The 25,095-nt window shown below is 64.3% G+C and carries 29 protein-coding genes; 12 read left to right on the top strand and 17 right to left on the bottom strand.

Annotated features, from left to right (window positions below; all coding sequences use genetic code 11):
* Nucleotides 1-35: 35 nt before the first annotated feature.
* Complete coding sequence (gene dxs, locus ACMCNM_RS03105) at nt 36-1,931, top strand: 1-deoxy-D-xylulose-5-phosphate synthase (protein WP_027594916.1); 1,896 nt, start codon at nt 36-38, stop codon at nt 1,929-1,931.
* A 122-nt stretch (nt 1,932-2,053) separates the two neighbouring features.
* Nucleotides 2,054-3,928, top strand: coding sequence for a TonB-dependent receptor domain-containing protein (locus tag ACMCNM_RS03100; protein ID WP_412763921.1), 1,875 nt, complete (start codon nt 2,054-2,056; stop codon nt 3,926-3,928).
* Here the strand turns inward: ACMCNM_RS03100 and ACMCNM_RS03095 are convergent.
* From ACMCNM_RS03095 to nrdR, 12 genes are all read right to left on the bottom strand, one after another.
* Nucleotides 3,906-4,718 carry a cobalamin-binding protein gene (locus tag ACMCNM_RS03095; protein ID WP_412763920.1) on the bottom strand — a complete coding sequence of 271 codons (813 nt, stop codon included), beginning with the start codon at nt 4,716-4,718 and terminating at the stop codon, nt 3,906-3,908. The two genes, ACMCNM_RS03100 and ACMCNM_RS03095, sit on opposite strands and share 23 nt — an antisense overlap.
* Nucleotides 4,718-5,137, bottom strand: coding sequence for an MFS transporter (locus ACMCNM_RS03090; RefSeq protein WP_275748759.1), 420 nt, complete (start codon nt 5,135-5,137; stop codon nt 4,718-4,720). The genes ACMCNM_RS03095 and ACMCNM_RS03090 overlap by 1 nt, the downstream gene beginning before the upstream one ends.
* Nucleotides 5,134-5,751, bottom strand: coding sequence for a GTP cyclohydrolase II (ribA, locus tag ACMCNM_RS03085; protein WP_027594912.1), 618 nt, complete (start codon nt 5,749-5,751; stop codon nt 5,134-5,136). Before ribA ends, ACMCNM_RS03090 begins: the two co-directional genes overlap by 4 nt.
* Before the next feature lie 217 nt (nt 5,752-5,968).
* Nucleotides 5,969-6,712, bottom strand: coding sequence for a substrate-binding periplasmic protein (locus tag ACMCNM_RS03080; RefSeq protein ID WP_412763919.1), 744 nt, complete (start codon nt 6,710-6,712; stop codon nt 5,969-5,971).
* A 16-nt stretch (nt 6,713-6,728) separates the two neighbouring features.
* Nucleotides 6,729-7,232, bottom strand: coding sequence for a phosphatidylglycerophosphatase A (locus ACMCNM_RS03075; RefSeq protein ID WP_027594910.1), 504 nt, complete (start codon nt 7,230-7,232; stop codon nt 6,729-6,731).
* Nucleotides 7,229-8,197 carry a thiamine-phosphate kinase gene (gene thiL, locus ACMCNM_RS03070; RefSeq protein ID WP_412763918.1) on the bottom strand — a complete coding sequence of 323 codons (969 nt, stop codon included), beginning with the start codon at nt 8,195-8,197 and terminating at the stop codon, nt 7,229-7,231. The genes ACMCNM_RS03075 and thiL overlap by 4 nt, the downstream gene beginning before the upstream one ends.
* Before the next feature lie 18 nt (nt 8,198-8,215).
* Nucleotides 8,216-8,716 (bottom strand): transcription antitermination factor NusB, encoded by a 501-nt coding sequence (nusB, locus tag ACMCNM_RS03065; protein WP_099428217.1) that lies wholly within the window; start codon nt 8,714-8,716, stop codon nt 8,216-8,218.
* Nucleotides 8,713-9,189 carry a 6,7-dimethyl-8-ribityllumazine synthase gene (gene ribE / locus ACMCNM_RS03060; RefSeq protein ID WP_003255395.1) on the bottom strand — a complete coding sequence of 159 codons (477 nt, stop codon included), beginning with the start codon at nt 9,187-9,189 and terminating at the stop codon, nt 8,713-8,715. Before ribE ends, nusB begins: the two co-directional genes overlap by 4 nt.
* A 91-nt stretch (nt 9,190-9,280) precedes the next feature.
* On the bottom strand, nt 9,281-10,372 hold the full coding sequence (gene ribBA / locus ACMCNM_RS03055) for a bifunctional 3,4-dihydroxy-2-butanone-4-phosphate synthase/GTP cyclohydrolase II (protein ID WP_412763917.1): 1,092 nt from the start codon (nt 10,370-10,372) through the stop codon (nt 9,281-9,283).
* A gap of 18 nt (nt 10,373-10,390) precedes the next feature.
* A complete protein-coding gene (locus ACMCNM_RS03050) occupies nt 10,391-11,056 on the bottom strand; it encodes a riboflavin synthase (RefSeq protein WP_412763916.1) in 666 nt (221 codons plus the stop codon).
* Nucleotides 11,057-11,098: 42 nt separating this feature from the next.
* On the bottom strand, nt 11,099-12,229 hold the full coding sequence (gene ribD, locus ACMCNM_RS03045) for a bifunctional diaminohydroxyphosphoribosylaminopyrimidine deaminase/5-amino-6-(5-phosphoribosylamino)uracil reductase RibD (RefSeq protein WP_412763915.1): 1,131 nt from the start codon (nt 12,227-12,229) through the stop codon (nt 11,099-11,101).
* Between the two features lie 2 nt (nt 12,230-12,231).
* Nucleotides 12,232-12,696: a transcriptional regulator NrdR gene (nrdR, locus tag ACMCNM_RS03040; RefSeq protein WP_009685710.1), complete on the bottom strand. Its 465-nt coding sequence runs from the start codon at nt 12,694-12,696 to the stop codon at nt 12,232-12,234.
* 105 nt (nt 12,697-12,801) lie between these two features.
* Between nrdR and ACMCNM_RS03035 the strand changes: the two genes are divergently transcribed.
* From ACMCNM_RS03035 to trxA, 3 genes are read left to right on the top strand one after another with little or no spacing between them, the layout of a single operon-like run.
* Nucleotides 12,802-13,254: a YbaY family lipoprotein gene (locus ACMCNM_RS03035; RefSeq protein ID WP_027594905.1), complete on the top strand. Its 453-nt coding sequence runs from the start codon at nt 12,802-12,804 to the stop codon at nt 13,252-13,254.
* Nucleotides 13,255-13,914, top strand: coding sequence for a class I SAM-dependent methyltransferase (locus ACMCNM_RS03030; protein WP_085274018.1), 660 nt, complete (start codon nt 13,255-13,257; stop codon nt 13,912-13,914).
* 31 nt (nt 13,915-13,945) lie between these two features.
* Nucleotides 13,946-14,818: a thioredoxin gene (gene trxA, locus ACMCNM_RS03025; protein WP_186682159.1), complete on the top strand. Its 873-nt coding sequence runs from the start codon at nt 13,946-13,948 to the stop codon at nt 14,816-14,818.
* Nucleotides 14,819-14,947: 129 nt separating this feature from the next.
* On the opposite strand, the gene ACMCNM_RS03020 is transcribed toward trxA, so the two are convergent.
* Nucleotides 14,948-15,289, bottom strand: a complete 342-nt coding sequence (locus tag ACMCNM_RS03020; protein WP_099428213.1) for a hypothetical protein — start codon at nt 15,287-15,289, stop codon at nt 14,948-14,950.
* A gap of 133 nt (nt 15,290-15,422) precedes the next feature.
* Here ACMCNM_RS03020 and ACMCNM_RS03015 point away from each other — a divergent pair, with 133 nt between their 5' ends.
* From ACMCNM_RS03015 to ACMCNM_RS02995, 5 genes are all read left to right on the top strand, one after another.
* Nucleotides 15,423-15,998: a DUF2796 domain-containing protein gene (locus ACMCNM_RS03015; RefSeq protein WP_412763914.1), complete on the top strand. Its 576-nt coding sequence runs from the start codon at nt 15,423-15,425 to the stop codon at nt 15,996-15,998.
* On the top strand, nt 15,999-16,709 hold the full coding sequence (locus ACMCNM_RS03010) for an ATP-binding cassette domain-containing protein (protein WP_099452761.1): 711 nt from the start codon (nt 15,999-16,001) through the stop codon (nt 16,707-16,709). It begins immediately after the preceding gene.
* Complete coding sequence (locus tag ACMCNM_RS03005) at nt 16,709-17,974, top strand: ABC transporter permease (protein WP_085274020.1); 1,266 nt, start codon at nt 16,709-16,711, stop codon at nt 17,972-17,974. Before ACMCNM_RS03010 ends, ACMCNM_RS03005 begins: the two co-directional genes overlap by 1 nt.
* A gap of 9 nt (nt 17,975-17,983) precedes the next feature.
* On the top strand, nt 17,984-18,499 hold the full coding sequence (locus ACMCNM_RS03000; protein WP_099452760.1) for a DUF3299 domain-containing protein: 516 nt from the start codon (nt 17,984-17,986) through the stop codon (nt 18,497-18,499).
* Between the two features lie 109 nt (nt 18,500-18,608).
* Nucleotides 18,609-19,292, top strand: coding sequence for an OmpW/AlkL family protein (locus ACMCNM_RS02995; RefSeq protein WP_010951793.1), 684 nt, complete (start codon nt 18,609-18,611; stop codon nt 19,290-19,292).
* Here the strand turns inward: ACMCNM_RS02995 and ACMCNM_RS02990 are convergent.
* A complete protein-coding gene (locus tag ACMCNM_RS02990) occupies nt 19,280-20,503 on the bottom strand; it encodes an MFS transporter (protein WP_412763913.1) in 1,224 nt (407 codons plus the stop codon). The two genes, ACMCNM_RS02995 and ACMCNM_RS02990, sit on opposite strands and share 13 nt — an antisense overlap.
* Nucleotides 20,504-20,600: 97 nt before the next feature.
* Here ACMCNM_RS02990 and ACMCNM_RS02985 point away from each other — a divergent pair, with 97 nt between their 5' ends.
* A complete protein-coding gene (locus ACMCNM_RS02985) occupies nt 20,601-21,044 on the top strand; it encodes a winged helix-turn-helix transcriptional regulator (RefSeq protein WP_085274023.1) in 444 nt (147 codons plus the stop codon).
* A 157-nt stretch (nt 21,045-21,201) separates the two neighbouring features.
* Here the strand turns inward: ACMCNM_RS02985 and ACMCNM_RS02980 are convergent, their stop codons facing one another.
* Complete coding sequence (locus ACMCNM_RS02980) at nt 21,202-22,134, bottom strand: NAD-dependent epimerase/dehydratase family protein (protein ID WP_412763912.1); 933 nt, start codon at nt 22,132-22,134, stop codon at nt 21,202-21,204.
* Nucleotides 22,127-23,011, bottom strand: coding sequence for a sugar nucleotide-binding protein (locus ACMCNM_RS02975; protein WP_033694227.1), 885 nt, complete (start codon nt 23,009-23,011; stop codon nt 22,127-22,129). The genes ACMCNM_RS02980 and ACMCNM_RS02975 overlap by 8 nt, the downstream gene beginning before the upstream one ends.
* 361 nt (nt 23,012-23,372) lie before the next feature.
* On the opposite strand from ACMCNM_RS02975, the gene ACMCNM_RS02970 reads away from it, so the two are divergent.
* Entirely contained in the window at nt 23,373-24,188 is an 816-nt protein-coding gene (locus ACMCNM_RS02970; protein WP_412763911.1) for an alpha/beta hydrolase, read from the top strand.
* An 11-nt stretch (nt 24,189-24,199) separates the two neighbouring features.
* Here ACMCNM_RS02970 and ACMCNM_RS02965 read toward each other — a convergent pair whose 3' ends face one another.
* Nucleotides 24,200-25,009 carry a helix-turn-helix domain-containing protein gene (locus ACMCNM_RS02965; RefSeq protein WP_027594892.1) on the bottom strand — a complete coding sequence of 270 codons (810 nt, stop codon included), beginning with the start codon at nt 25,007-25,009 and terminating at the stop codon, nt 24,200-24,202.
* Between the last annotated feature and the right edge of the window lie 86 nt (nt 25,010-25,095).

Genomic DNA, 25,095 nt, shown 5'->3' with positions numbered 1-25,095 from the left:
ACTGCCGCGTCTTCACACCTATAACGACTCGCCTGATGCCCACGACGTTTCAAGAGATCCCCCGCGAACGCCCGGTCACGCCGTTGCTCGACCGCGCTGACACGCCTGCCGGCCTGCGCCGGCTGGCCGAAGCCGACCTGGAGACCCTGGCCGACGAGTTGCGCCAGGAACTGCTCTACACCGTGGGACAGACCGGTGGGCATTTTGGCGCCGGCCTGGGCGTGATCGAGCTGACGATCGCCCTGCACTACGTCTTCGACACCCCGGACGACCGGCTGGTGTGGGACGTCGGCCACCAGGCCTACCCGCACAAGATCCTCACCGGCCGCCGCCAGCGCATGCTCAGCCTGCGCCAGAAGGACGGCATCGCCGCCTTCCCGCGCCGTAGCGAGAGCGAGTACGACACCTTTGGCGTCGGCCACTCCAGCACCTCGATCAGTGCAGCGCTGGGCATGGCCATCGCCGCCCGCCTGCAGAACAGCGCACGCAAGTCGATCGCGGTGATCGGCGACGGTGCCCTGACCGCCGGTATGGCCTTCGAGGCGTTGAACCACGCCCAGGAAGTCAACGCCGACATGTTGGTGATCCTCAACGACAACGACATGTCGATTTCGCGTAATGTCGGCGGCCTGTCCAATTACCTGGCCAAGATTCTCTCCAGCCGCACCTACGCGAGCATGCGCGAGGGCAGCAAGAAGGTGCTTTCGCGCCTGCCAGGCGCGTGGGAAATCGCCCGTCGCACCGAGGAATATGCCAAAGGCATGCTGGTCCCCGGCACCCTGTTCGAAGAGCTGGGCTGGAACTACATCGGCCCGATCGACGGCCACGACCTGCCGACCATGATCGCCACCCTGCGCAACATGCGTGACCTCAAGGGCCCGCAGTTCCTGCACGTGGTGACCAAGAAGGGCAAAGGCTTCGCCCCGGCCGAGGTCGACCCGATCGGCTACCACGCCATCACCAAGCTCGAGCCCGCCGACAAGCCCGCCGCGCCGAAAAAACCCAGCGGGCCCAAGTACTCCGCCGTGTTCGGCCAGTGGCTGTGCGACATGGCAGCCAGCGACAATCGCCTGGTTGGCATTACCCCGGCGATGAAGGAAGGCTCCGACCTGGTCGAGTTCAGCGAACGCTACCCGGAGCGCTACTTCGACGTGGCGATTGCCGAGCAGCACGCGGTCACCCTCGCCGCGGGCATGGCCTGCGAAGGCAGCAAGCCGGTGGTAGCGATCTATTCGACGTTCCTGCAGCGCGCCTATGACCAGCTGATCCACGACGTAGCGGTACAGAACCTCGATGTGCTGTTCGCCATCGACCGCGCCGGCCTGGTGGGTGAAGACGGCCCGACCCACGCCGGCAGCTACGACTTGTCGTACCTGCGCTGCATCCCCGGCATGCTGGTGATGACACCGAGCGACGAGAACGAACTGCGCAAGATGCTCACCACCGGCCACCTATACAACGGCCCGGCGGCAGTGCGCTACCCGCGCGGCACCGGCCCCAACGCACCGATCAGTGGTGACCTTACGCCCCTGGAAATCGGCAAGGGCGTTATCCGGCGCCAAGGTGAAAAAGTCGCCCTGCTGGTATTTGGTGTGCAACTGACCGAAGCCTTGCAAGTTGCCGAGCAGATCAACGCCACGGTGGTCGACATGCGCTTCGTCAAGCCACTGGACGAGGCACTGGTACTCGAATTGGCGGGCAGCCATGAGCTGCTGGTGACTATCGAAGAAAACGCCATCATGGGCGGCGCAGGGGCTGCTGTGGGTGAGTTCCTGGCTAGCCAGGCCCTGGTCAAGCCACTGCTGCACTTGGGCTTGCCGGACATTTATGTCGAGCATGCCAAGCCTGCGCAGATGCTGGCTGAGTGCGGGCTGGATGCTGCTGGCATCGAGGCTTCGGTTACAGCGCGTATGGCCAAGCTCGGCTTGTAACCTTTGGGGCCGCTTTGCGGCCCTTTCGCGACACAAGGCCGCTCCTACAGGATTGCGCTGGCCCTGTAGGAGCGGCCTTGTGTCGCGATCGAGGGCGCAGCCCTCGCAACATGGTAATGCCCATGAAAATCCCGAGCTTCACCGCCACCCTCCTGTGCCTACCGCTGCCGCTTCTTGCCGCTGAACGCGACGACGCCCTGAAACTCCCCGATGTGCTGATCAGCGCCAACCGCCAAGTCGAGTCGCGCACCGCCACCAGCGCCGCCAACACCGTCTTCACCCGCACCGACATCGACCGCCTGCAACCCACCAGCGTCACCGACCTGCTGGCCCGCGTCCCCGGCGTGCAAGTCGCTCCCACGGGGGGGCGCGGCAGCCTGCCCGGTATCTTCATCCGCGGCACCAAGGCAGCGCAAAGCCTGGTACTGGTCGATGGCGTGCGCATCGCCAACGCCACCTCCGGCGACAGCGGCCTGCAATTTCTCGACGTCGACCAGATCGAGCGTGTCGAAGTACTGCGCGGCTCCCGCTCGGCGATCTACGGCAGCGATGCCATTGGCGGCGTGATTCAGATCTTCACCCGGCGCAGCAGCGGCCCTGGCCTGCAACCGCGCCTGCGCCTGGCCGCCGGCAGCAACCAGACCTTCCAACGCAGCCTGGGCCTGGCCGGTGGCAACGGCGCCACCCGCTTCAACCTGGGCGCCAGCCTGGACGAAACTGCCGGCATCGACGCCACCGGCCCGTCCTTTGCCAGCGATGGGGATCACGATGCGTACCGCAACAGGTCATTCAACCTGAGCCTCAGCCACACCTTCGGCGAACGCTTCGAGGCCGGCCTCAACCTGCTCGACAGCCATGGGCGCAGTGAATACGACAACCCGTTTGGTGGCTTCAACCCGGTCACCTTCGAGAGCTTCGGGCAAAAGCCCTACACCGATTTCAGCGTCAGCAGCCTGGGCACCTACTTCGATGCCCAGCTCAACGACAGCTGGCATTCGCGCCTGGACCTTGCCCACAGCGAAAACCGTGACGACAAGCGCGACAAGCTTAGCGACGAGCGCTTCGTGTTCAACACCTATCGTGATCAACTCACCTGGCAAAACGACCTGGCCTTGAACGACCAGCACACGCTGCTGATCGGCGGGGATTGGTACGAAGACCGCGTGCACGGCAGCACTGACTTCACCGAAGACAGCCGCTGGAACCGGGCGGCCTTCGTTCAACATCGGTACCGGGGAGAGCGGTTTTCCACCGAGCTGGGCGTGCGCCGCGACCAGAACCAGCAGTTCGGGGGCCAGACCACCTGGAGCGGTAGCCTTACCGTACCCGTGAACGCGTCCAACGATGTGCTGCTGTCCTACAGAGAAGGCTTCAGAGCCCCGACGTTCAACGACCTGTATTACCCAGAATTCAGCAACCCAGACCTGAGCCCAGAGCACTCCAAAAGCTACGAACTGCAATGGCGCAGCCAGCTCACCTCGGACAGCCGCCTGGAGACGTCGCTGTACCGCACCGAGCTGCGCGACGCGATCATCTTTGGCCAGGACGCGATCCCGCGCAACGTCGCCTCGGCGCGCATCAACGGCGTAGAGCTGTCCCTCGACCAGCAATGGGGCGCATGGCACAGCCAGCTCGGCCTGGCGCTGATCGACCCGCGCGACCGCGACAGTGGCCATACCCTCGCCCGCCGCGCTCGCCGTACCGTTAGCCTCGACCTGGACCGCGCATTTGGGCGGTTCAGCGTGGGCGGAAGCTGGCAAGCCGTCAGCGCCAGCTACGATGACGAAGCCAACCGCAACCGGCTCGCCGGCTTTGGCCTGCTCGGCCTGCGCGGGAGCTGGGCGGCAACGGATGAACTGAAACTCGAAGCGAAGCTGGACAACCTGCTGGACCACACCCACAGCCGCGCCCTGTACAGCTATGAAGGCGCCAGCCACAGCTACCGCGAAGAAGGCCGCACCGTGCTGTTCAGCGTCACCTGGACGCCGGCGCTTTAGCTTCGAGCAACGCGCACAAGCGGGCGGTGGCCTCGATCATCTGCCCACTGGGCCGTTCCAGCCCTTTGTCGGGCACGACCAGCAAGCGCTTATCGGCCACTGCACGCAGGCGTGGCCAGGCCCTCCAGCTGTCCAACTGCGCCTGATCGCCCGCCAGAATCACCTGCGGGTCTTGCAGCAGTACAGACTCCACGCTCACCTGAGGGGCTGGCTGGTTGAGGTCGGCGAACACATTACGCGCGCCGCACACGGCCAGCGCGTCGCTGACCACCTGCCTGCCACCCAGGGTGTACAAGGGCTGATCCCAGACTTGGTAGAAGACGCGCAGCGGCTGCTCACGGCGATACTGCTGGCGTAGGTGCCGCAGCCTGTCACGCAGGGCCTGGGCGTATTGCTGGCCCTGCCCTTCGCGGCCGACGCGCTGGGCGATGGCCTCGATTTGATCGATCAACTGGTCGATATCGTGGGGTTCGGCGCTGAAGGTGGCGATGCCCAGGCGCTTGAGCTGATCACGCTGTGCTGGCGCCACACTGCCGGGCCAGAGCAGCAACAAGTCAGGCTGCAAGCTGAGCAGACGCTCCATGTTCAGTTGGCCTTGGCGGCCGACCGAAGGCACCTCACGCAATGCTGGCGGGCGATCACCACCGTCGAGCACGCCGACCAACAGGTCATCGGCGTGCAGCTCAAGCATAATTTCGGTCATCGAAGGTGCCAGGCTCACCACCCGTAGCGGCTCGCCGGCGCTGGCGCTACAGGCGCACAGCGCCAGTAGCCAGAGAAGGCTGCGCATCAGCCCAGCTGACGTGGGATGCGGTACAGGTAAAGCACCACCACGGTGGACAGCGCCAAAAGGATTTGCGGTACGGCCTCCAGCCCCACCAGCACCGACAGCGCGGCAACCCAGGCGGGGAAGCAGGCATACAGCATGGCCATGCGCCGCACCCGCGCCAGGGTGATCCAGGCTGCCGGCTCTTCCGTGCTGCCGAGCACCTTGGAGGTCGCGATCAGCGCGCGCTTGTAGGCACCGAAGCGCGGCAGGCTAAGGAACATGGTCGCTGCACCCGCGATGAACAGTGGCATGGCCAGCACCGGGATCAATGCATCACCGCCACCAAACGCCCAGGCCATCACTGGCAGCGGCACCAGGCCCATCGCCAGGTATTGCCACCAGGCCAGTGCCAGGCGCCGCTTTACCTCGGCGCGGGTCACGCCTGAGGCACCTCGCCCTGGTGTTCGTTGCCCAGCATGTGGCCGAGCTTGCCGGCTTTGGTCGCCAGGTAGTAGCGGTTGTGCGGGTTATGGCCGGTGTGCAGCGGCACGCGTTCGGCGACGACGATGTTCATGTCGGTCAGTGCCTTGACCTTGCGCGGGTTGTTGGTCATCAGGCGCAGGGATTTCACCCCCAAGTGTTCGAGCATCGGCAGGCAGATGGCGTAGTCACGCTGGTCGGCAGCAAAGCCCAGGCGCTCGTTGGCTTCGACGGTGTCGGCACCACCGTCCTGCAGCTCGTAGGCGCGGATCTTGTTCAACAGGCCGATGCCACGGCCTTCCTGACGCAGGTACAACAGCACACCACGGCCTTCACGTGCGATGGCCTGCAGGGCGGCTTCCAGTTGCGAACCGCAGTCGCAGCGCTGGCTGAACAGGGCATCGCCGGTCAGGCACTCGGAGTGCAGGCGCCCCAACACCGGTTCACCGTCAGCGATATCACCCAGGCTGAGCACCACGTGCTCACGGCCGGTGGCTTCTTCGAGGAAGCCGTGCATGGTGAAAGTCGCGAACGGGGTCGGGAGTTTAGAGGCGGCAACAAAGACGACGGGCACGTTGTGCTCCTGAAATAAGTAGTAAATTTCTCGTGGGGCGATTGTATCAGCAGGTCGGCGCCAGTGCGCTGGCTGAATACCGCGGTTTAAGATCGAAAAGTTCGATGCTTATTTTTCCGCACCCCCTGTAGGAGCAGCCTTGTGCTGCGAAGAGGCCCGCTGGAGTACCACCGATCGTTGCGCTTGTCACCGGCCTCTTCGCAGCACAAGGCTGCTCCTACAGCGGCTTGCTGTCGGCAGTGAAGGGATACGGCTGCTTCCAGTGTTCGAAAATCGGCTTCAATTCACCGCTGCGCACCAGCTCGGCCATACGCTTGTCGAACAGTTCCCGCAGTGCCTTGGCCTCACCGTTATTGGCGAACGCCAGGTACAACGGCAGTTCGGCGACGTGGCTTTTACGAAAGCGTGCAGGCTCCGACGCCTGGCCAAGCACGTAGTCGACCTCGGTCAGCGCATCGATGTAGAAGTCCACACGGTCGTGTTCGAGCATCGGCAGAATGCCTTCACGGCGTTGAATTTCGCGGTAGTCATGGGCATTGGGCAAGTAGCTGGCGTAGTCGTAGCCACGCACCCAAGCCAGGCGATACTGGCCAACCGTACTCGGCGTAGGTACCGGCTTGCTGGCAAGTCCCAAGGCATAGATGTGGTCCATATCGAAGTGCCAGCGCGGGTAGAGATTATCCTTGCTCTCGCCCTTGTAGGAGCCTACCCAGGCATCAGCTTCGCCCCGCTTTACCAGCCCCACTGCACGGCTGTAGGGCGCGCTCTGCGTAACGACCTTGACCCCGGCCGGCTCGAACACCTTGCGCAGCACATCCCAGGCAACCCCGGTACCGTTGGCGTTGGTGTAGTCGAGCCACTCTTCGCTGACCAGATGGACCTGCTTCGGCACACTTTCGGCCGCCCCCACCCAGGGAGCACAACCCAGCAGCATTGCCAACAGCACAGTCCTTATGGCCATTCACGCGCTCCCTGCCTCAGGCAACCGCCCACACCAGAACTTGCATGCCCAGCCAGGCGAACACGCCGGCCAGGATATCGTCGAGCATGATCCCGACCCCGCCATGCACATGGCGGTCGATCCAGCGAATCGGCCACGGCTTGAGGATGTCGAAGAAACGGAACATCAGGAACCCGGCCAGCAACCATTGCCAGCCTTCTGGCACCAGCCAGAGGGTGATCCACATGCCGACCATCTCGTCCCAAACAATGCCTTCATGATCGTGAACGCGCAAGTCATTGGCGACCTTGCCGCACAGCCAGAAGCCAAACAGCATGGTAATGCCCAGCAGCAACCAGTAGCCCCAATCCGGCAGCATCTGCCACAGCGGAATGAAGGGGATGGCCACCAGCGAACCCCAGGTGCCCGGCGCCTTGGGCAAAGTGCCGGAACCGAAGCCGAAGGCGATGAAGTGCCAGGGGTTGCGCCAGACCGAGGGCGGAACGAACTCCGCAGGCACCTGATTGGGGTGATCGGTCACGGTGTCTCCCTAAAATGTTGATAGCCGCGTTGCCGCGGGGTGATGTCCTGGCCCTGCCCGTCACGCAGGCTGACGCCCTGGCCTTCGAGCACTCGCCCGATGACATGGAACGTCGCCAGGCCTTGGGCCTGCAGGGATGAAAGCTGAGCCGGCGGCAAGGTGAACGCCAGCACATAGTCGTCACCCCCGGTCAAGGCAGCCTGCACGGCAGCCTCATGACCGAGGAAGCCCTGCAAAGCGGATGACACCGGCACCTGGTCCAGGTTCACCTCGAGCGCCACGCGGGACGCCTTGGCGATATGCCCGCAGTCGGCCAGCAGGCCGTCGGAAATATCCAGTGCGGCCGTAGCACGCCCGCGCAACAGTTGCCCCAAGGTGAATTGCGGCGAGGGCGACCAGTAGTGGTCGAGCAACGGCTGGGCAAGGGCAGCATCGGCCTGGCGCTCGCCCAGGACCAGCGGCAAGGCGCCCGCAGCGTTGCCCAGTTCACCGCCCACACACAGCAGGTCACCCGGGCGCGCACCGCCACGGCGCAACGCCTGCCCGGCCGGCACGCGGCCGAACACGGTCAGGGTGATGCTCAAGGGGCCACGGGTCGTATCACCGCCAATCAGACTCAACTGGCACTGCCGGGCCATACGATCGAGGCCGTCAGCATAGGCTTGCAGCCAGTCGGCGCTGACCTCGGGCAGGGTCAGGGCAAGGGTGAAGCCGATGGGGGTAGCGCCCATCGCCGCCAGGTCACTGGCCGCCACGGCCAGCGAGCGCTGGCCGAGCAGCAGAGGGTCGCAGACCGCGGGGAAATGCACGCCGGCCACCAGGGTGTCGGTGGACACCGCCAGTTGCTCGCCAACAGGCACATCCAGCAGCGCGCAGTCATCACCGATGCCCAGGGCCACGCCTTCACCGCCTTGCGCACAGGGCGCGGCGGCAAAGAAATGGCTGATCAGCTCGAACTCACCCATGGTCCGCCAGCGCCGGGATCAGCGCTTGTTCGCCTTGACTTCCGCTTCGCGCAGCGAAGGGGCGAGCTTGTCCAGCACGCCGTTGACGAACTTGTGGCCGTCGGTGGCACCGAAGACCTTGGCCAGCTCGACACCTTCGTTGATCACAACACGGTACGGCACATCGGCGCGCATCATCAGTTCCCAGGTGGACAACCGCAGCACAGCCAGTTCAACCGGGTCGAGCTCTTCCAACGCGAGCGCCAGGCAAGGCTTCAGGGCCGCGTCGATCTCGTCCTTCTTGGTCGGAACCCCATGCAGGATTTCGCGGAAGTAGGCGCCATCGACATCGGTGAAATCGTTATCGACCCGGAACTGCGCTTCGATCTCGTTCACCGACTGACGCGCCATGTGCCACTGGTACAGCGCCTGAGTCGCGAGCTTGCGGGCTTCGCGGCGCTTGGCGCTCTTCGAGGGCTTGCCGGCATCCGCAGGTTTTGGATCGCGCGGGTTGAAACGATCGCTTTCGTCGCTAATCACTTGGCCTCCAACTGCGCCAGCAGACTGACCATTTCCAGAGCGGACAGGGCAGCTTCAGCACCTTTGTTGCCGGCTTTGGTGCCGGAACGCTCGATGGCCTGCTCGATGGAGTCGACGGTCAGAACGCCGAAGGCCACCGGAACACCGAACTCCATGGACACCTGGGCCAGGCCCTTGGTGCATTCGCCCGCCACGTATTCGAAGTGCGGGGTACCACCGCGGATCACGGCGCCCAGGGCGATGATCGCGTCGTACGCGCCTTGCTGGGCGACCTTCTGTGCCACCAGCGGGATTTCGAACGCGCCCGGGGCACGGATGATGGTGATGTCGCTTTCGCTGACACCGTGGCGTACCAGGGCATCAACGGCACCGCTTACCAGGCTTTCGACGACGAAGCTGTTGAAGCGGCCAACCACCAAAGCATAGCGACCTTTGGGGGCGATGAAGGTACCTTCGATGGTCTTCAGGGTCATTCCGATGTTCTCATCTTCAAGAGCGAGGCCGCTCGCTGGCGGCCTCGGGAGGGTTTGGACTCGAGCGTGAGGGCGCGCGCGCCGTCTCAAGTCACTCGGAGGGCACGTATTCTACAACTTCCAGATCGAATCCGGATATCGCATTGAACTTCATCGGCGAACTCATCAGGCGCATCTTGCGCACACCGAGGTCGCGCAGGATCTGCGAACCGGCGCCGACGGTGCTGTAGGTGGTCGGTGCCTTGGTCGGTTCATCGCCCGCGCTTTCGCGAATGTGCGCCAGCAGCACGTCGCCGTCCAGCGGGTGGCCCAGCAGCAGCACCACGCCGCTGCCGGCCTCGGCCACGGCAGCCATGGCCGCGCGCAGGCTCCAGCGGCCCGGCTGCTTGACCAGCAGCAGGTCGCGCAGCGGGTCCATGTTGTGCACGCGTACCAGGGTCGGCTCTTCAGCGCAGATTTTGCCCAGGGTCAGGGCCATGTGCACGTCGCCTTCCACCGCGTCGCGGTAGGTGACCAGGTTGAACTCGCCCAATTCGCTTTCGACCGGCTGCTCGGAAACGCGCTGCACGGTACGTTCGTGGATCATGCGGTAGTGGATCAGGTCGGCGATGGTGCCGATCTTCAGGCCATGCTCGGCGGCGAACACTTCAAGCTCGGCACGGCGCGACATAGTGCCGTCATCGTTCATCACTTCGCAGATCACGCCGCTGGGCTCGAAGCCTGCCATGCGCGCCAGGTCGCAGGCGGCTTCGGTGTGGCCGGCACGGGCCAGGGTGCCGCCGGGCTGGGCCATCAGCGGGAAGATGTGGCCCGGGCTGACGATGTCTTCGGCCTTGGCGTCCTTGGCCGCGGCCGCTTGCACGGTACGCGCGCGGTCGGCAGCGGAAATACCGGTGGTGACGCCTTCGGCGGCTTCGATCGACACGGTGAACTTGGTGCCGAAGCCGGACCCGTTGCGCGGCGCCATCAGCGGCAGCTTCAGCGTTTCGCAGCGCTCACGGGTCATCGGCATGCAGATCAGGCCGCGGGCGTGCTTGGCCATGAAATTGATGTGCTCAGGCAGGCAGCACTCGGCTGCCATGATGATGTCGCCTTCGTTTTCGCGGTCTTCGTCATCCATGAGGATGACCATTTTGCCCTGGCGGATGTCTTCGACCAGTTCTTCGATGCTGTTGAGCGCCACTCGGCACCCCCTTCTCAATCAGGATTTCAAGAAGCCGTTGGCGGCCAGGAAGCTTTCGGTAATGCCACTGCCCTTGCTCGGTTCGGCCGCCTTGTCACCCAGCAGCAGACGCTCCAGGTAACGGGCCAGCAGGTCGACCTCAAGGTTGACCCGACGACCTGCGCGGTAGTCGGCCATGATGGTTTCGGACAGGGTGTGCGGGACAATGGTCAGCTCGAATTCGGCGCCATTGACCTCATTGACCGTCAGGCTGGTGCCGTCGACGGTGATCGAACCCTTGTGGGCGATGTACTTGGCCAGCTCCTTGGGTGCACGCACGCGGAACTGGATGGCGCGGGCGTTATCGCTGCGCGAGATGATTTCGCCGACGCCGTCGACGTGGCCGCTGACCAGGTGACCGCCCAGGCGGGTGGTGGGGGTCAGGGCTTTTTCCAGGTTGACCTTGCTGCCGCTCTTGAGGTCGATGAAGGCGGTGCGCTTGAGGGTCTCGACGCTGACGTCGGCCCAGAACCCATTGCCCGGCAGTTCGACGGCGGTCAGGCACACGCCGTTGACGGCGATGCTGTCGCCAAGCTTGATGTCACCCAGGTCGAGCTTGCCGGTCTCGACGTAGACGCGCACGTCGCCGCCCTTGGGGGTCATGCTGCGAATGGTGCCGATGGATTCGATGATGCCGGTGAACATGGGGTCTTCCTCAAGAACGGGTTGCGCAGGGCAAGCCAGGCATTATACGCCGGGCGCCGGCAGGGGGATGGCCGTGACCCGCCAGTCATCGCCCACTGCGCGCATTTCGGTAATTTTCAGTCGCGGTGCTTCGCTCATCTTCGCCAGGGGCCAGTCCAGCAGCGGGCGGGCCTGGGAACCCAGGAAGGTGCCGGCGACGAACAACTGGTATTCGTCGATCAGGCCTTGCCGGGCGAACGCGCCAGCCAGGCCTGCGCCGGCTTCCAGCAGAATCTCGTTGACGTCACGCGCGGCCAGCACACGCATCAACGCGGGCAGATCGACCTGGCCATCGGTGCCTGGCAGGCTCAACAGCTCATGGCCTGCCTCGGCGTAACGAGGCGCTTCAGCGGCGGCCGTCACCACCAGGGCCGGGCCGGCCTGGAAGAACGGCGCATCCAGCGGCAGGCGCAGGCGGCCATCGATCAGCACGCGCAACGGCGTGCGGCTCAAGGCCAGGGCGAGGGTTTCGTCGTCCAGGCCCAGCTCTGCGCCCCGTACCGTCATACGCGCATTGTCGGCCAGCACGCTGGCGGCGCTGGTGAGCACCACACTGGAGCGCGCGCGCAGCCGCTGAACCGCAGCGCGGGCGGCAGGGCCGGTAATCCACTGGCTTTCGCCGCTGGCCATGGCCGTGCGGCCGTCCAGGCTCATGGCCAGCTTGGCCCTGACAAACGGCAGGCCATGCTCCATGCGCTTGAGAAAACCTGGGTTGAGCGCGCGGGCCTCAGCTTCAAGCACTCCGCTGCTGACCTCGATACCGGCCTCTGCCAGGCGCCGCAGCCCCTGCCCCGCCACTTGCGGGTTGGGGTCTTGCATCGCGGCCACCACGCGGGCCACGCCAGCCTTGACCAGCGCTTCGGCGCACGGCGGCGTGCGGCCATGGTGGCTGCACGGTTCGAGGGTGACATAGGCGCAAGCGCCGCGGGCGCGTTCACCGGCCTGGCGCAGGGCATGCACCTCGGCATGGGGCTCGCCAGCGCGCACGTGCCAGCCTTCGCCGACCACCTCGCCATCGCGCACGATCACGCACCCCACACGCGGGTTGGGGTGGGTGCTGTAAATACCCTTGCGGGCCAGCTCCAGGGCGCGGGCCATGTAGTGGGCATCGAGGATCGCGGTCTGGCTGGGCATGCTCACTCTTTAGCTGGCTCACGGGCCAGACGGTCGATTTCTTCGCGGAATTCGTCGAGGTCCTGGAAGCGTCGATAGACCGAGGCGAAGCGGATATAGGCCACCTCGTCGAGCTTGCGCAGCTCGGCCATCACCATTTCACCCACCACCAGTGACTTGACCTCGCGCTCGCCGGTGGCACGCAGGCGGCTCTTGATATGCGCCAGCGCCGCTTCCAGGCGCTCGACGCTGACCGGGCGTTTTTCCAGCGCCCGCTGCATGCCTGCACGCAACTTGTCTTCGTCGAAAGGCTGGCGCGTGCCGTCCTGCTTGATCAGCCGGGGCAGCACCAGTTCGGCGGTTTCGAAGGTAGTGAAACGCTCGCCGCAGGCAACGCACTCACGGCGGCGGCGCACTTGCTCGCCCTCGGCGACAAGACGAGAGTCGATGACCTTGGTGTCGTTGGCACCGCAAAAGGGACAGTGCATGGTGGCAGGCAACAAAAAAAGGGAGGGCCATGGTAGCGCATCCCACTGGCAAGACAAGCCAAAGGGGTTAACATCCAGGGAAATCTGCCCGTGAAGGAAGCCCCAATGCACTATCGAGCGCTCGTCGTGCTGTGCTGCGCCGCCCTGCTTGCCGCTTGCGGTAGCGACCAGCCCAAGCCCGATCAAGGCCAGGCGCCTGCGCCAGCCAAAGTGGCCAAGAAGGCCCAACCGCTTGGCCCGCTGCCCGCCTACCAGCGCGAGCTGAGCGGTACTTTGCTGGAAATCCCGGCCGGTGCCGACGTGGAGCTGGCCCTGCTGGTGATCGACGAACGCGACCGCCCGCAACGCCTGCTGGCCAGCAGCAACCTGACTGGCACCGGGCAGGCGCTGCCTTATCAGTTGCGCTTCAACCCCGAAGCCTTCCCGGCCGGTGCCCGCGTCGAACTGCGCGGCCGCGCCAGCAGCTCCGGGCAGTTGATCATGCACCTGCCCCCTGTGCGCATCGCCCAGCCGCAAACCCAGGCCACCGGCCCGCTGCGTTTCGAGAAGGCACCGTAAGTGGCGCCACTGGCACTGCAACAGGCCCTCAGTGGCCTGATCGGCGAAGCGCGCCTGGTGGTCAGCGACCTGCCTGACTGCGAATTGAAACTGTGGCTGATCGACGACCAGAACATGGACCGCGCCTTCAGCAGCGAAGAAACCCGGCGCATTCTCGAAGAACCTCCGTACTGGAGCTTCTGCTGGGCCAGCGGCCTGGCCATGGCCCGCTACCTGGCCGCACACCCGGCATGGGTGGCGGGCAAGCGTGTGCTCGATTTTGGCGCGGGCAGCGGCATCGCCGGCATTGCCGCAGCCCGCGCAGGCGCCCTTGAAGTGGTGGCGTGCGACCTCGACCCACTGGCCCTTGACGCCTGCCGCGCCAACGCCGCGTTGAACGGGGTGGAGCTCGGCTACAGCAACGATTTTTTCGCCGAGGACGACCGCTTCGACCTGATTCTGGTCGCCGATGTGCTGTATGACCGCGCCAACCTGCCACTGCTCGATGCCTTCCTCGGCCGCGGTCGCCAGGCGCTGGTGGCCGACTCGCGGGTTCGCGACTTCAGCCACCCGCTGTACCAACAATTGGGCGTGCTCGACGCGCTGACCCTGCCGGACCTGGCCGAGCCCCACGAATTCCGCCGGGTCAGCCTGTACCACGCCAGCCGCGAGCCTTTATAGTGGTGCCATTCACGAGTTTGCGAGAGTCGCGATGAGCCAAGACACGCCGTACATTTTCGACGCCACCGATGCCACCTTCCAGCAATTGGTCATCGAAAACTCCTTCCACAAACCGGTCCTGGTGGACTTCTGGGCTGAGTGGTGCGCGCCCTGCAAGGCGCTGATGCCACTGCTGGCGAAAATCGCCGAGGGTTATCAGGGCGAGCTGCTGCTGGCCAAGATCAACTGCGACGTAGAGCAGCAGGTGGTCGCCCAGTTCGGCATTCGCAGCCTGCCGACCGTGGTGCTGTTCAAAGACGGCCAGCCGGTCGACGGTTTTGCCGGGGCGCAGCCGGAGTCGGCAATCCGCGCGCTGCTCGAACCGCACGTGCAGATGCCGGCCCCGCCCGCCGCATCGCCGCTGGAGCAGGCCAAGGCGCTGTTCGCCGAAAGCCGCTTCGCCGAGGCCGAAGCACTGCTCCAGGCGCTGCTGGGTGAAGACAACAGCAATGCCGAGGCGCTGATCCTGTACGCCCGTTGCCTGGCTGAGCGGGGCGAGCTGGGCGAGGCCCAGGTGGTGCTGGACGCGGTCAAGACCGACGAGCACAAGGCAGCCCTGGCCGGTGCCAAGGCACAGCTGACCTTCCTGCGCCAGGCTGCCAGCCTGCCGGAAGTCGCCGACCTGAAGAGCCGCCTCGCGCAGAACCCAGAGGACGATGAAGCGGCCTACCAGTTGAGCATTCAGCAACTGGCCCGCCAGCAGTACGAGGCGGCGCTGGAGGGTTTGTTGAAGCTGTTCAAGCGCAACCGCGGCTACGAGAACGGGTTGCCGCAGAAGGCGATGTTGCAGGTGTTCGAACTGCTGGGCGGTGATCATCCGCTGGTGAGCGTCTACCGCCGCAAGCTGTCTTCAGCCCTGTTCTGAGGCAGGCACGCCCTTGTAGGAGCAGCCTTGAGCTGCGAAGAGGCCGGTGAAAGCACAGTCTATCTGCGCTGCTTTCACCGGCCTCTTCGCAGCACAAGGCTGCTCCTACCCCGAACGCGTGTGACCTTGTCAGCCGACCCAGTGATACACCGGCGCATCCGCGCCACTTTCCACCTTCACCTCGCTGCTGTGCCGCAACCGCACCAGCAGTCGCTTGCCCGCCGCGGTACTCCCCGCCAGCCCTTCCAGGCGGTCCAGCAACGCGGGCCCATTCATCTGCCCAGCCTGGCGCAGCACGTCGCGTGCTGCGGCCCACTGCCCATCATCTTGCCGCGGCGCTGCTGGCGAGGCGGCCGCCGCTTCGGCGGTAACCGGCACCTCAAGGTGCCGCCCCAACTGCGCCCACTCGGCCGGCTCCAGCTCGACAGTCAGGTCCACGGGCCAGTCACCAATTTGTCCACGAATTCTCACGATGCTTTCCTTGAACGCAGGTCAATGCAGCCATGCTACAGCAACATGAAACCTGCGCCACACAGGCTGGCGGCAGGCAGAAAAGTTGTTATAACATTACCAAATCATTCCCAGCCTGCTCCTGGAGTCTTCCATGCGTCGCCTGCTGCTCGCCCTGCCCTTCGCTCTGCTGCCCCTCGCCATGGCCCATGCCCACGATGACCATGACCATGATCACGCCCATGGCACCCTCGGCGCCCATGAGCATGGCGTGGCCAAGCTCAACGCCGTGCTCGATGGCAACACCCTGGAGCTGGAACTGGACAGCCCGGCGATGAACCTGGTCGGTTTCGAGCACGCTGCCAATAGCGATGCCGACAAAGCCAAGGTCGCCGCCGTGCGCCAGCAGCTCGAGCAACCCTTGCAGCTGTTCGGCCTGGCAGCAGCCGCTGGGTGCAAGGACGATGCACAGGAGCTGGAAAGCCCGCTGTTCGACGATGCCCCGAAAGCCGACGACGATGGCGACGAGCATGAGCACGGCCATGAGCACAGCGATATTGGTGCGCATTACCAACTGACCTGTGCCAACCCGGACAGCCTCACCCAGATCGACCTTGCCCCGCTGTTCAAGGCCTTCCCGGCTACCCAGAAGATCAACGTGCAACTGATCGGCCCTAAAGGTCAAAAAGGCGTTGAAGCGACACCCGCCAAGGCCGCGGTCGCGTTCTGAATGGGCCAGCCGCTGATCGAACTGCATGACCTGGTCTTTGCCTGGCCTGGCCAACCGGCCCTGCTGGATATTCCCGCCTTCCAGCTGGAGGCCGGCGAGGCGTTGTTTCTCAAAGGCCCCAGCGGCAGCGGCAAGACCACGCTGCTGGGCCTGCTGGGCGGCGTGAACCTGCCTGGCCAGGGCCGCATTCGCCTGCTCGGCCACGACCTCAGTGGCCTCGGCCAAGGCGCGCGCGATCGCTTCCGGGTCGACCACACGGGTTACATCTTCCAGCAGTTCAACTTGCTGCCGTTTCTATCGGTGCGCGAGAACGTCGAGCTGCCTTGCCGCTTTTCGCGCAGCCGCGCCACGCGCGCGGCCCAGCGCCATGGCAGTGTCGACCAGGCCGCCGCCACGCTGCTCGCCCACCTGGGCCTGGGCGACCCCGCCCTGCTTGCCCGGCGCGCCGACAGCCTGTCGATCGGCCAGCAACAACGGGTGGCCGCTGCGCGAGCACTGATCGGCCAGCCGGAATTGGTGATCGCCGACGAACCGACCTCGGCCCTCGATGCCGACACCCGCGAAGCCTTCATCCGCCTGTTGTTCGACGAGTGCCGTGCAGCCGGCGCCAGCCTGTTGTTCGTCAGCCATGACCAGAGCCTGGCACCGCTGTTCGACCGTCACCTTTCCCTGGCCGAGCTCAACCGCGCCGCCAAGCCCCGGGAGGCCTGATGTACCTGCTTCGTCTTGCCCTGGCCAGCCTGGCCAACCGCCGTTTCACCGCCTTCCTCACCGCGTTCGCCATTGCCTTGTCGGTGTGCCTGCTGCTGGCCGTAGAGCGCGTGCGCACCGAAGCCCGCGCCAGCTTCGCCAGCACCATCAGCGGTACCGACCTGATCGTCGGCGCCCGCTCGGGCTCGGTGAACCTGCTGCTGTATTCGGTGTTTCGTATTGGCAACGCCACCAACAACATCCGCTGGGACAGCTACCAGCATTACGCCCAGGACCCACGGGTGAAGTGGGCGATCCCTATTTCGCTGGGCGACTCGCACCGCGGCTATCGCGTGATGGGCACCACTGGCGACTACTTCAGCCACTACCAATATGGCCGCAGGCAGCACCTGGAACTGAGCCAGGGCCGCGCCTTCGCCGACGACCCGTTCGAAGTGGTGCTCGGCGCCGAAGTGGCCGACGCCTTGCATTACACACTGGGCGACAAGCTGGTACTGGCGCATGGCGTCGCGGCGATCAGCCTGGTCAAGCATGACGACAAGCCGTTCACCGTGGTCGGCGTGCTCAAGCGTACGGGCACCCCGGTCGACCGCACCCTGCATATCAGCCTGGGCGGCATGGAGGCGATCCATATCGATTGGCACAACGGGGTGCCCGCGCGCGGTGCCGGGCGCATCAGTGCCGACCAGGCACGTACCATGGACCTGCAACCTGCCGCCATCACCGCGTTCATGCTTGGTTTGAACAGCAAGATCGCTACCTTCAGCCTGCAACGGGAAATCAACGAGTACCGCAACGAACCCTTGCTGGCGATCTTGCCCGGGGTGGCCCTGCAGGAGCTCTGGAGCCTGATGGGCACCGCCGAGCAGGCGCTGTTCGTGGTTTCGCTGTTCGTGGTGCTGACCGGGTTGATCGGCATGCTGACGGCGATTCTCACCAGCCTCAACGAGCGCCGTCGGGAGATGGCGATCTTGCGCTCGGTCGGTGCCCGGCCTTGGCATATCGCCGGGTTGCTGGTGCTGGAGGCGCTGTCGCTGGCCGTGGTGGGGATCGTCGCCGGGCTAGGCTTGCTGTACACCGGCATCGCCCTGGCGCAGGGCTATGTGCAGGCCAACTATGGGTTGTTCCTGCCGCTGGCCCTGCCGAGTGCCCATGAATGGACGCTGCTGGCTATTATCCTCGGAGCTGCACTGCTGATGGGCAGCGTGCCGGCCTGGCGAGCCTATCGGCAGTCGCTGGCCGATGGCTTGTCGATCCACCTCTGAGAAAACGCCATGCTCCGCGCGCTTCTGTTATCACTGGTAGTACTCGCCGCCCCCACCTGGGCGGCCGAACCCCGCGAACTCGATTGGCCTGCATTGATCCCGGAAGGCGCCCCTGTCATCCCGCCGCAACTGGCTCCGCTGCACGACCTGTCACAGCTGAGCGACGCTCTGGCCGCCGAATCGGCGCCCGCCGCCCGCCAGCAGGCGCCGGATGCCCCGGTGGTGAAAAGCCTGGATGGCCAGCAGATCAAGCTGCCGGGCTACATCGTGCCGCTGGAGGTCAGCGAAGAAGGCCGCACCACCGAGTTCCTCTTGGTGCCCTACTACGGCGCTTGCATCCACGTGCCGCCACCACCCTCGAACCAGATCGTGCACATCTTCAGCGAGATGGGCGTGCGCGTCGAAGACCTGTATCAGCCCTACTGGATCGAGGGAAAGATGCAGGTGAGCGCCTCCAGCAGCGAACTGGCCGACGCCGGATACCAGATGGAAGCCGAGAAAATATACGCTTATGAGCTGAAGTGAGAACTGTTTCGAATTCGTTCCGACGCTTCTTTGAGCTGGGTCAAACTTTCGGTTTAGACGCATCCGTACCATTGGACTACTCAATTACTAATGTCCTCTGGGAGCTTCCATGAACAAGTCCTTGCTCGGCGCCTCGCTTGTGGCCCTTGCGCTCGCCGCCCCTGCCGCCCACGCCTACCAGGCAGGCGATATGATCCTGCGCGCCGGTGCCATCACTACCGCACCGAACGAAAGCAGCGGCGACCTCAAGTTCGACGGCAACAAGGTGTCGGGCACCAAGGCGACCCTGGACAGCGACACCCAGCTGGGCCTGACCTTCGCCTACATGCTCACCGACCACATCGGCCTGGAGCTGCTGGCGGCCACCCCGTTCAAGCACACCGTGGGCGTCAAGGGCCTGGGCGGCGGCCTGGACGGCAAGCTGGCCGACATCAAGCAACTGCCACCGACCCTGTCGCTGCAGTACTACCCGATGGAGCCGAACTCCCGCTTCCAGCCGTATGCCGGCGTGGGCATCAACTACACCCTGTTCTTCGACGAAGACCTGAGCAGCGCGCGTAAAGAACAAGGCTTCAGCAACCTGAAGCTGCAGGATTCGGTCGGTATCGCTGGCCAGTTGGGCATGGACTACATGCTCACCGACAACCTGCTGGTCAACGCCTCGGTCTGGTACGTCGACATCGACACCAAGGCCAGCGTCAACGGCCCGACCGCGCTGGGCTACAGCAAGACCAAGGTCGACGTCGACGTCGACCCGTGGGTTTACATGGTTGGCCTTGGCTACAAGTTCTGATCCCTGGCAGGGAGGGCGGCCATTGCCGCGCTCCCTGTTCTTGCCCCCAGCCAGCAACCCAAGGCTGTCGCACTGATCCCCGCCCCCAGCCCGCACACCGCCGCCCACCCCCATCGGGCATAGACCCAGGTCGCCAGCACCGCGCCCAACCCGCTACCCAGTGAATAGCAGCACATGTAGGCGCCAATCAGGCGGCTCGCCTGTGCGCTGCGCCCGGCCAGCAACAGGCTCTGATTGGTGACATGCACAGCCTGCACCGCAAAGTCGAGCAACACCACCCCCACTAGAAACGCCAGCAGCGAATGCTCGACGAACGCCGTCGGCAGCCACGACACCGTCAGTACCGCCAGGGCGAACCCGGTGGTGCGCTCGCCGCGGCCTTGATCGGCCAACCGACCGGCCCGGGAAGCAGCAACCGCGCCCGCCACGCCGGCCAGGCCAATGAGGCCGATCTGGGTATGGCTGAGCGCCAAGGGCGAAGCACTCAGCGGCAGCACCATCGCGCTCCACAGCACGCTGAAGGCGGCAAAGATCAACAGGCCGTATAACCCGCGTCGGCGCAGGGCAGGGTCTTCCTTGAACAACGCCCACAGCGAGCCCGTCAATGCCAGGTAACCGAGGCGCTGCGCCGCCGGCCGGGCACCCGGCATGCCGCGCCAGAGCAGGCAGGCCATCAGCATCAGCACCCCGGCTGCGGCAAAATAGACGACACGCCAGCCCGCCATGTCGGCGACTAAGCCAGACACCAGCCGCGCCAGCAGAATGCCCAGCACCACCCCGCTGGTGACCGTGCCCACCGCCTGCCCCTGCTGTGCGGGGGTGGCCAGGGTGGCGGCATGCGCCACCATCACCTGCACCATGACGGCCATCAACCCGACCAGCGCCAGCGCCATCAGCAGCACCGCCCAGTCCCAGGCCATGCCTACCGCCATCAGGGCCAGGGCCGAGACCCACAACTGGCCGACGATCAGGCGCTTGCGGTCGATCAGGTCGCCTAGCGGCACGATCAGTAGCAAGCCCAGCGCATAACCGGCCTGGGTGGCGCCGACCACCCAGCCTATACGCTGCTGCCCTACCCCCAAGTCCCGTGCCATGGACTCGAGCAAGGGCTGGGCGATGTACACCGTGGCCACTGCAATACCGCAGGTGAGGGCCAGTAACAGGGTCATCGCGCGGGTCAGGCGGGGTTGTGTAGCGTTCGGGGTGTGCATGGCGTATCCCTTCAATCTGGTTTCAAATTAAAACCACATGTGGATTTCTAGCAAATGTGGTTTTAATCTGCAACCAGAACCCTTGAGAAGCCGCACGATGCTCGACGAAACGAACGGACAATGCCCGGTAGCCCGGGCCCTTGAAGTACTGGGTGATCGCTGGGCGCTGATGATCCTGCGCGACGCCTTCGATGGCTTGCGCCGCTTCAGTGAGTTTCAGAAGAACCTCGGGCTGGCCAAGAACATCCTGGCCTCAAGGCTCAAGTTACTGGTGGAGAGTGGGCTGTTGGCGTTGCAGCCGGCATCGGATGGCAGTGCCTACAAAGAGTATGTGCTGACCGAAAAAGGGCGTTCGGTGTTTCCGCTGGTGATCGCCTTGCGCCAGTGGGGGGAGCAGTTCTTGTTCGAGGCGGGAGAAACGCGATCGGCATTGCTGGACCGCGCCACAGGGGAAACGCTCGAGACCCTGCAAGTGCGCGCTCGGGATGGGCGGGTGTTGGGGCCTGATGATTGCCAGCGCACGGTGGTGCGGCACGGTTGAGCCCGGCGCCACGTGGCTGGCAAGCCAAGACGCCTGTAGGAGCAGCCTTGTGCTGCGAAGAGGCCGGTGGCAACACAGTAGATCTTCACTGCTGCCACCGGCCTCTTCGCAGCGCAAGGCTGCTCCTACAGGACGGCGTGCGTTGCCGAGCCTGCGGTCAGGCCTTGCCGAGCAAGCGGGACAAGCCGTCGACCAATGGCGTTGGCGCCGGGAAATCGAAGCGCGTCAGCAAGCGCTGGTTATCTGCCCGCGAATGGCGAATGTCGCCCGAGCGGGCTGGGCCATAGCTGATCGCTGGCAAGCTGCCGATTACCTTTTCCAGGGCCGTCAACAGCTGGTTGAGCGAAGTCGCCTGGTTCAGGCCGATGTTCACCGCGCCCTCCTCGACCTGCTGCTGCTCCAGCGCCTGGATCATCACCTGCACCAGGTCCCCTACATAAAGGAAATCCCGGGTCTGCTCACCATCCCCGAACACCGTGATCGGCAGCCCTTGGGTGGCACGCTCGCTGAAGATGCTGATCACACCCGAATACGGCGAGGAAGGGTCCTGCCGCGGGCCGAAGATATTGAAGAAGCGGAACACCACCGGCTCCAGACCATGCTGGCGGCGGTAGAAATCCAGGTACTGCTCACTGGCCAGCTTATCCACAGCGTAAGGGGTCAACGGCGCTTTCGGTGTTTCTTCAGCAATCGACTCGCCTTCGCCGTTGTTGCCATACACCGCAGCACTGGAGGCGAACAGCACCCGACGCACACCGTGCAGGCGCATGGCTTCGCAGACATTCAGGGTGCCGATGAAATTGCTCTGGTGAGTCTTTACCGGATCCTCGACCGAAGCCTGCACCGACGCCACGGCCGCCAGGTGCACCACCGCAGCGCAACCAGCGGCCGCACGGCTGACCAGCCCAGCATCGGCGACATCGCCTTCGATCAGTTCCAACCGTGGGTGGGTAATCTGCAGGTTATCCCGCTTGCCAGTGGACAGGTCGTCGAGAATGCGTACGGCGTAACCTTTGGCCAACAGCGCATCGCACAGGTGAGAGCCGATGAAGCCGGCACCGCCGGTGATCAGGATGGGGGCATCAGCCATGGCGGTAGAAACGGTCCAGTAGGGGCGGCAGGCCGGCGCGCCAGGCGCGGGGCTTGATACCGAAGGTGTGAAGGATTTTCTTGCAGGCCAGCACGGCGTGCTGGGGCTCTTCGCTGGCGTCCGGCCGCGCGGCATGGGCCTGTGGCGTGGGCGCCTGCACCGCCAGCTGACGGTACTGGCCAGCCTCGGTCAAAATCGCCTGCCCCAGCGCCAGTGGCGTGGTCGCTTCGTTGCCGGCGTAATGGTAGGTGCCCCACAGCGGCGCGCTGCAATCGAGCTGCTTGAGCACCGACAGGATCACCCGGGCAGCGTCATCGACCGGCGTCGGGTTGCCGCGGCGGTCATCTGCCAGCAGCAATTCCTGGGGTTGTTCGGCCCGGGTCAGGAAACGGCCCAGTGCACCGTCGACGCTTTCATCGAGCAGCCAGCCAAAGCGCAGCAGCACATGTTGCGGGCACGCCGCCCGCACGCTCTGCTCGATGCGCCACAGGGCCTGGCCACGCAGGCCGAGCGGCACCGGCTCGTCTTTCTCGCTGTAGGCCGTGGCCCGCGACCCGTCGAAAACCCGGTAGCTCGAAGGCTGCACCAAGGTGATCTGGTGGTGCTGGCACAACTCTGCCAGCCGCTCCACCGCCCGCTCTTGCTGAGCCAGGCGTTGTTCACTGACCGACTCGGCCTGGAACCAGTCGAAGTAATAGGCCAGGTTGACCAAGGCATTGGGGCGGTGATCGTCGAGCAGCTGAGTGAGGCTGGCCGGGTCCCAGCCGTTCTCCGGCGGGCGCGGTGCCAGGAATGCAATGTCCTCTTCAGCCCCGAGACGAATCAGCGCTTGCCCGAGGGCATTGCCACCACCCAACAGCATTAGGCGCATACGCATAGAGTCAGCAGATCCGGAGAGGTTGATTGAGGGAAAGGGGTCATTTTGCGGTTTCCGGGCGGGGAAGTCCAACCCAGGGCCTAGTGAATACCATCGGCAGTGTTGATTTCAAATTTTCGCCACCACCCGCTTGGATGGCCCAATTGCAGCCACGTTTTGCCGACAGGTGCTTGCCTTGGGTTTTGAGGTGGTGCGCAAATCGAGCGCCGCCCGGGCGGCGCTCGATCTCATAGGCTTCAAAAAAGCCATGAGCCAGCGCACACGGCAAAAACAGCAACTAGCCTAATCTGCGTTGCGTAATACCAATCATCGGCTCTTTAAAAGAGGGCAGCATGCACGTACAAACGGACACAATCACCGATTGAAATGGCAGTTCAACGAACCCGCACCTGGCAAAGAAGTAGTCATCGAAGAAGTGTTCGGAAACTACCAACAGCAAGCCCGATTGCTGGTGCCTGATCTTGAGCAATCACCCCCGGTGTTTGTCATCGGGGGCGCGCGCTCGGACTTCACTCGGCTCAACCCGCTGCTCTATCGCCTGCAAGCCGCAGGTATCGGATCGCTAACTGGAAACCTGTCAGGGCACAGTCTCGCCAGCGAGCCAGGTGCAGATTTGCCTTCACTAGCGACCAATCTCGAAGAGGCGCGACGTTTTTTCCGACATATCGCTAATGACTGCCGGACGCTGATAGGCCATAGCCTAGGGGCTGCAATTACGCTGAAACTCGCAGCGCAGTTACCGCAAGTGAACAGGCTTGTATTGATCTGCCCAGCTGTTTATCCAGACCTCGCTCAACAGGCGCCATTCGGCCCGACCTTTACAGCAGCCATCAGCAGGCCCTACGGTTTTCTGGACTGCGACAGCTACGCCTTCCTCAGTCGGTTTCGGGGCAGAGTACTGATGGTGATTGGCGAGTATGACGGGCTCAACTCACAGCGATTCGGCAAAGGGCCTGGCACCAGTGCAGGCAACCTGTGGGTTGCCGGCACCGAGCGCTACAGCCCAATTCCTGAAGAAGTCACTCACGCGCTGATGCAGTCAGTTTCACTGGAGCGTTTCCAATGCCTGTTTCTTACGGACTGCGACCATGGCATCGCCGCCCACCTGCGCAGTACCCCGGCAATCGCGGATCAGGTTGCGGACGCGGTGCAAACGTTCATCCTCGACGATGTGTGACGCGTTACCCCTCACTCGATTTCGAATAGCCCATTACTCAACGGCCCCACACTCAACCGCTCGCGCACGTCATCATCGATACGCGGGTCATCCGGCCGGTACAGCTTGACCTGGCGATAGGCATTGATGCGGTTGATCTCTTCGCCCAGGTACTCCCACACCACTCGGGTGCAGGCCGGGTTGCGTCGGTCGCCGCTGGAAACGCCGGTCTTCAGGCCGTTCAGGCGGGTGATGCGGCTCTTGAAGCTGGGGATGAGGATGGTCTGGCTCATCTCGTTAAGGGTCAGCGACTCGTAGTCGATCAGGAACATCCGGTCCTGCAACTGGAACGCCGCGCCCAAGTAGCGGCAACGCACCTCGGCATGCAGGTCGGTGGCACTGCTGCGCTCCTGACGCTCCTGGCGCTCGAACAGGAAGCGGCCGCGCTCTTCGCGCAGGTGCACCAGCGATAGCAGGATCGACCCCGGTACCGACATGCAGTTGGAGTACTCGAAGTAATAGCCGCAGTAGCGCGACAGGTTGCCCGCGTGCTCGTGCAAGGGGCGGAACAACTCGCTGATCGGGTCGCTTGGCTGTTCAGCCACCGCCGACACACGGGCGCCGATCAGCCGAGCGAACTGCTCGGGCGGCTGGTTCAGCTCGTAATCCTCGACACCGAAGAAATCGCCGATGCGTTTGAGGTTGAAAGCCGTCGGACGGCTCTGGCCGCTGAGGTACTTGTTGAACTGCGCACGGTTGATCGACAGCTGTCGGCAAACTTCCGAGATAGAGCGGTAGTGGCTGCAGGCCAGTTTGAGGTTGGTAGCGAAATGATCGCTCATGTTCAGAATCCAGGTGACGCGAATGGCGCAAGTGTAGCATCAAGTCGCATCAAGTCAGAGCAACCCGCGAAATTGTAACCACTCTT

Source organism: Pseudomonas sp. NGC7 (genome assembly GCF_047159675.1).
Taxonomy (GTDB): Bacteria; Pseudomonadota; Gammaproteobacteria; order Pseudomonadales; family Pseudomonadaceae; genus Aquipseudomonas; species Aquipseudomonas kermanshahensis.
The sequence above is the reverse complement of the archived record's forward strand: the minus strand, read 5'-3'. Positions and strand labels throughout refer to the sequence as shown.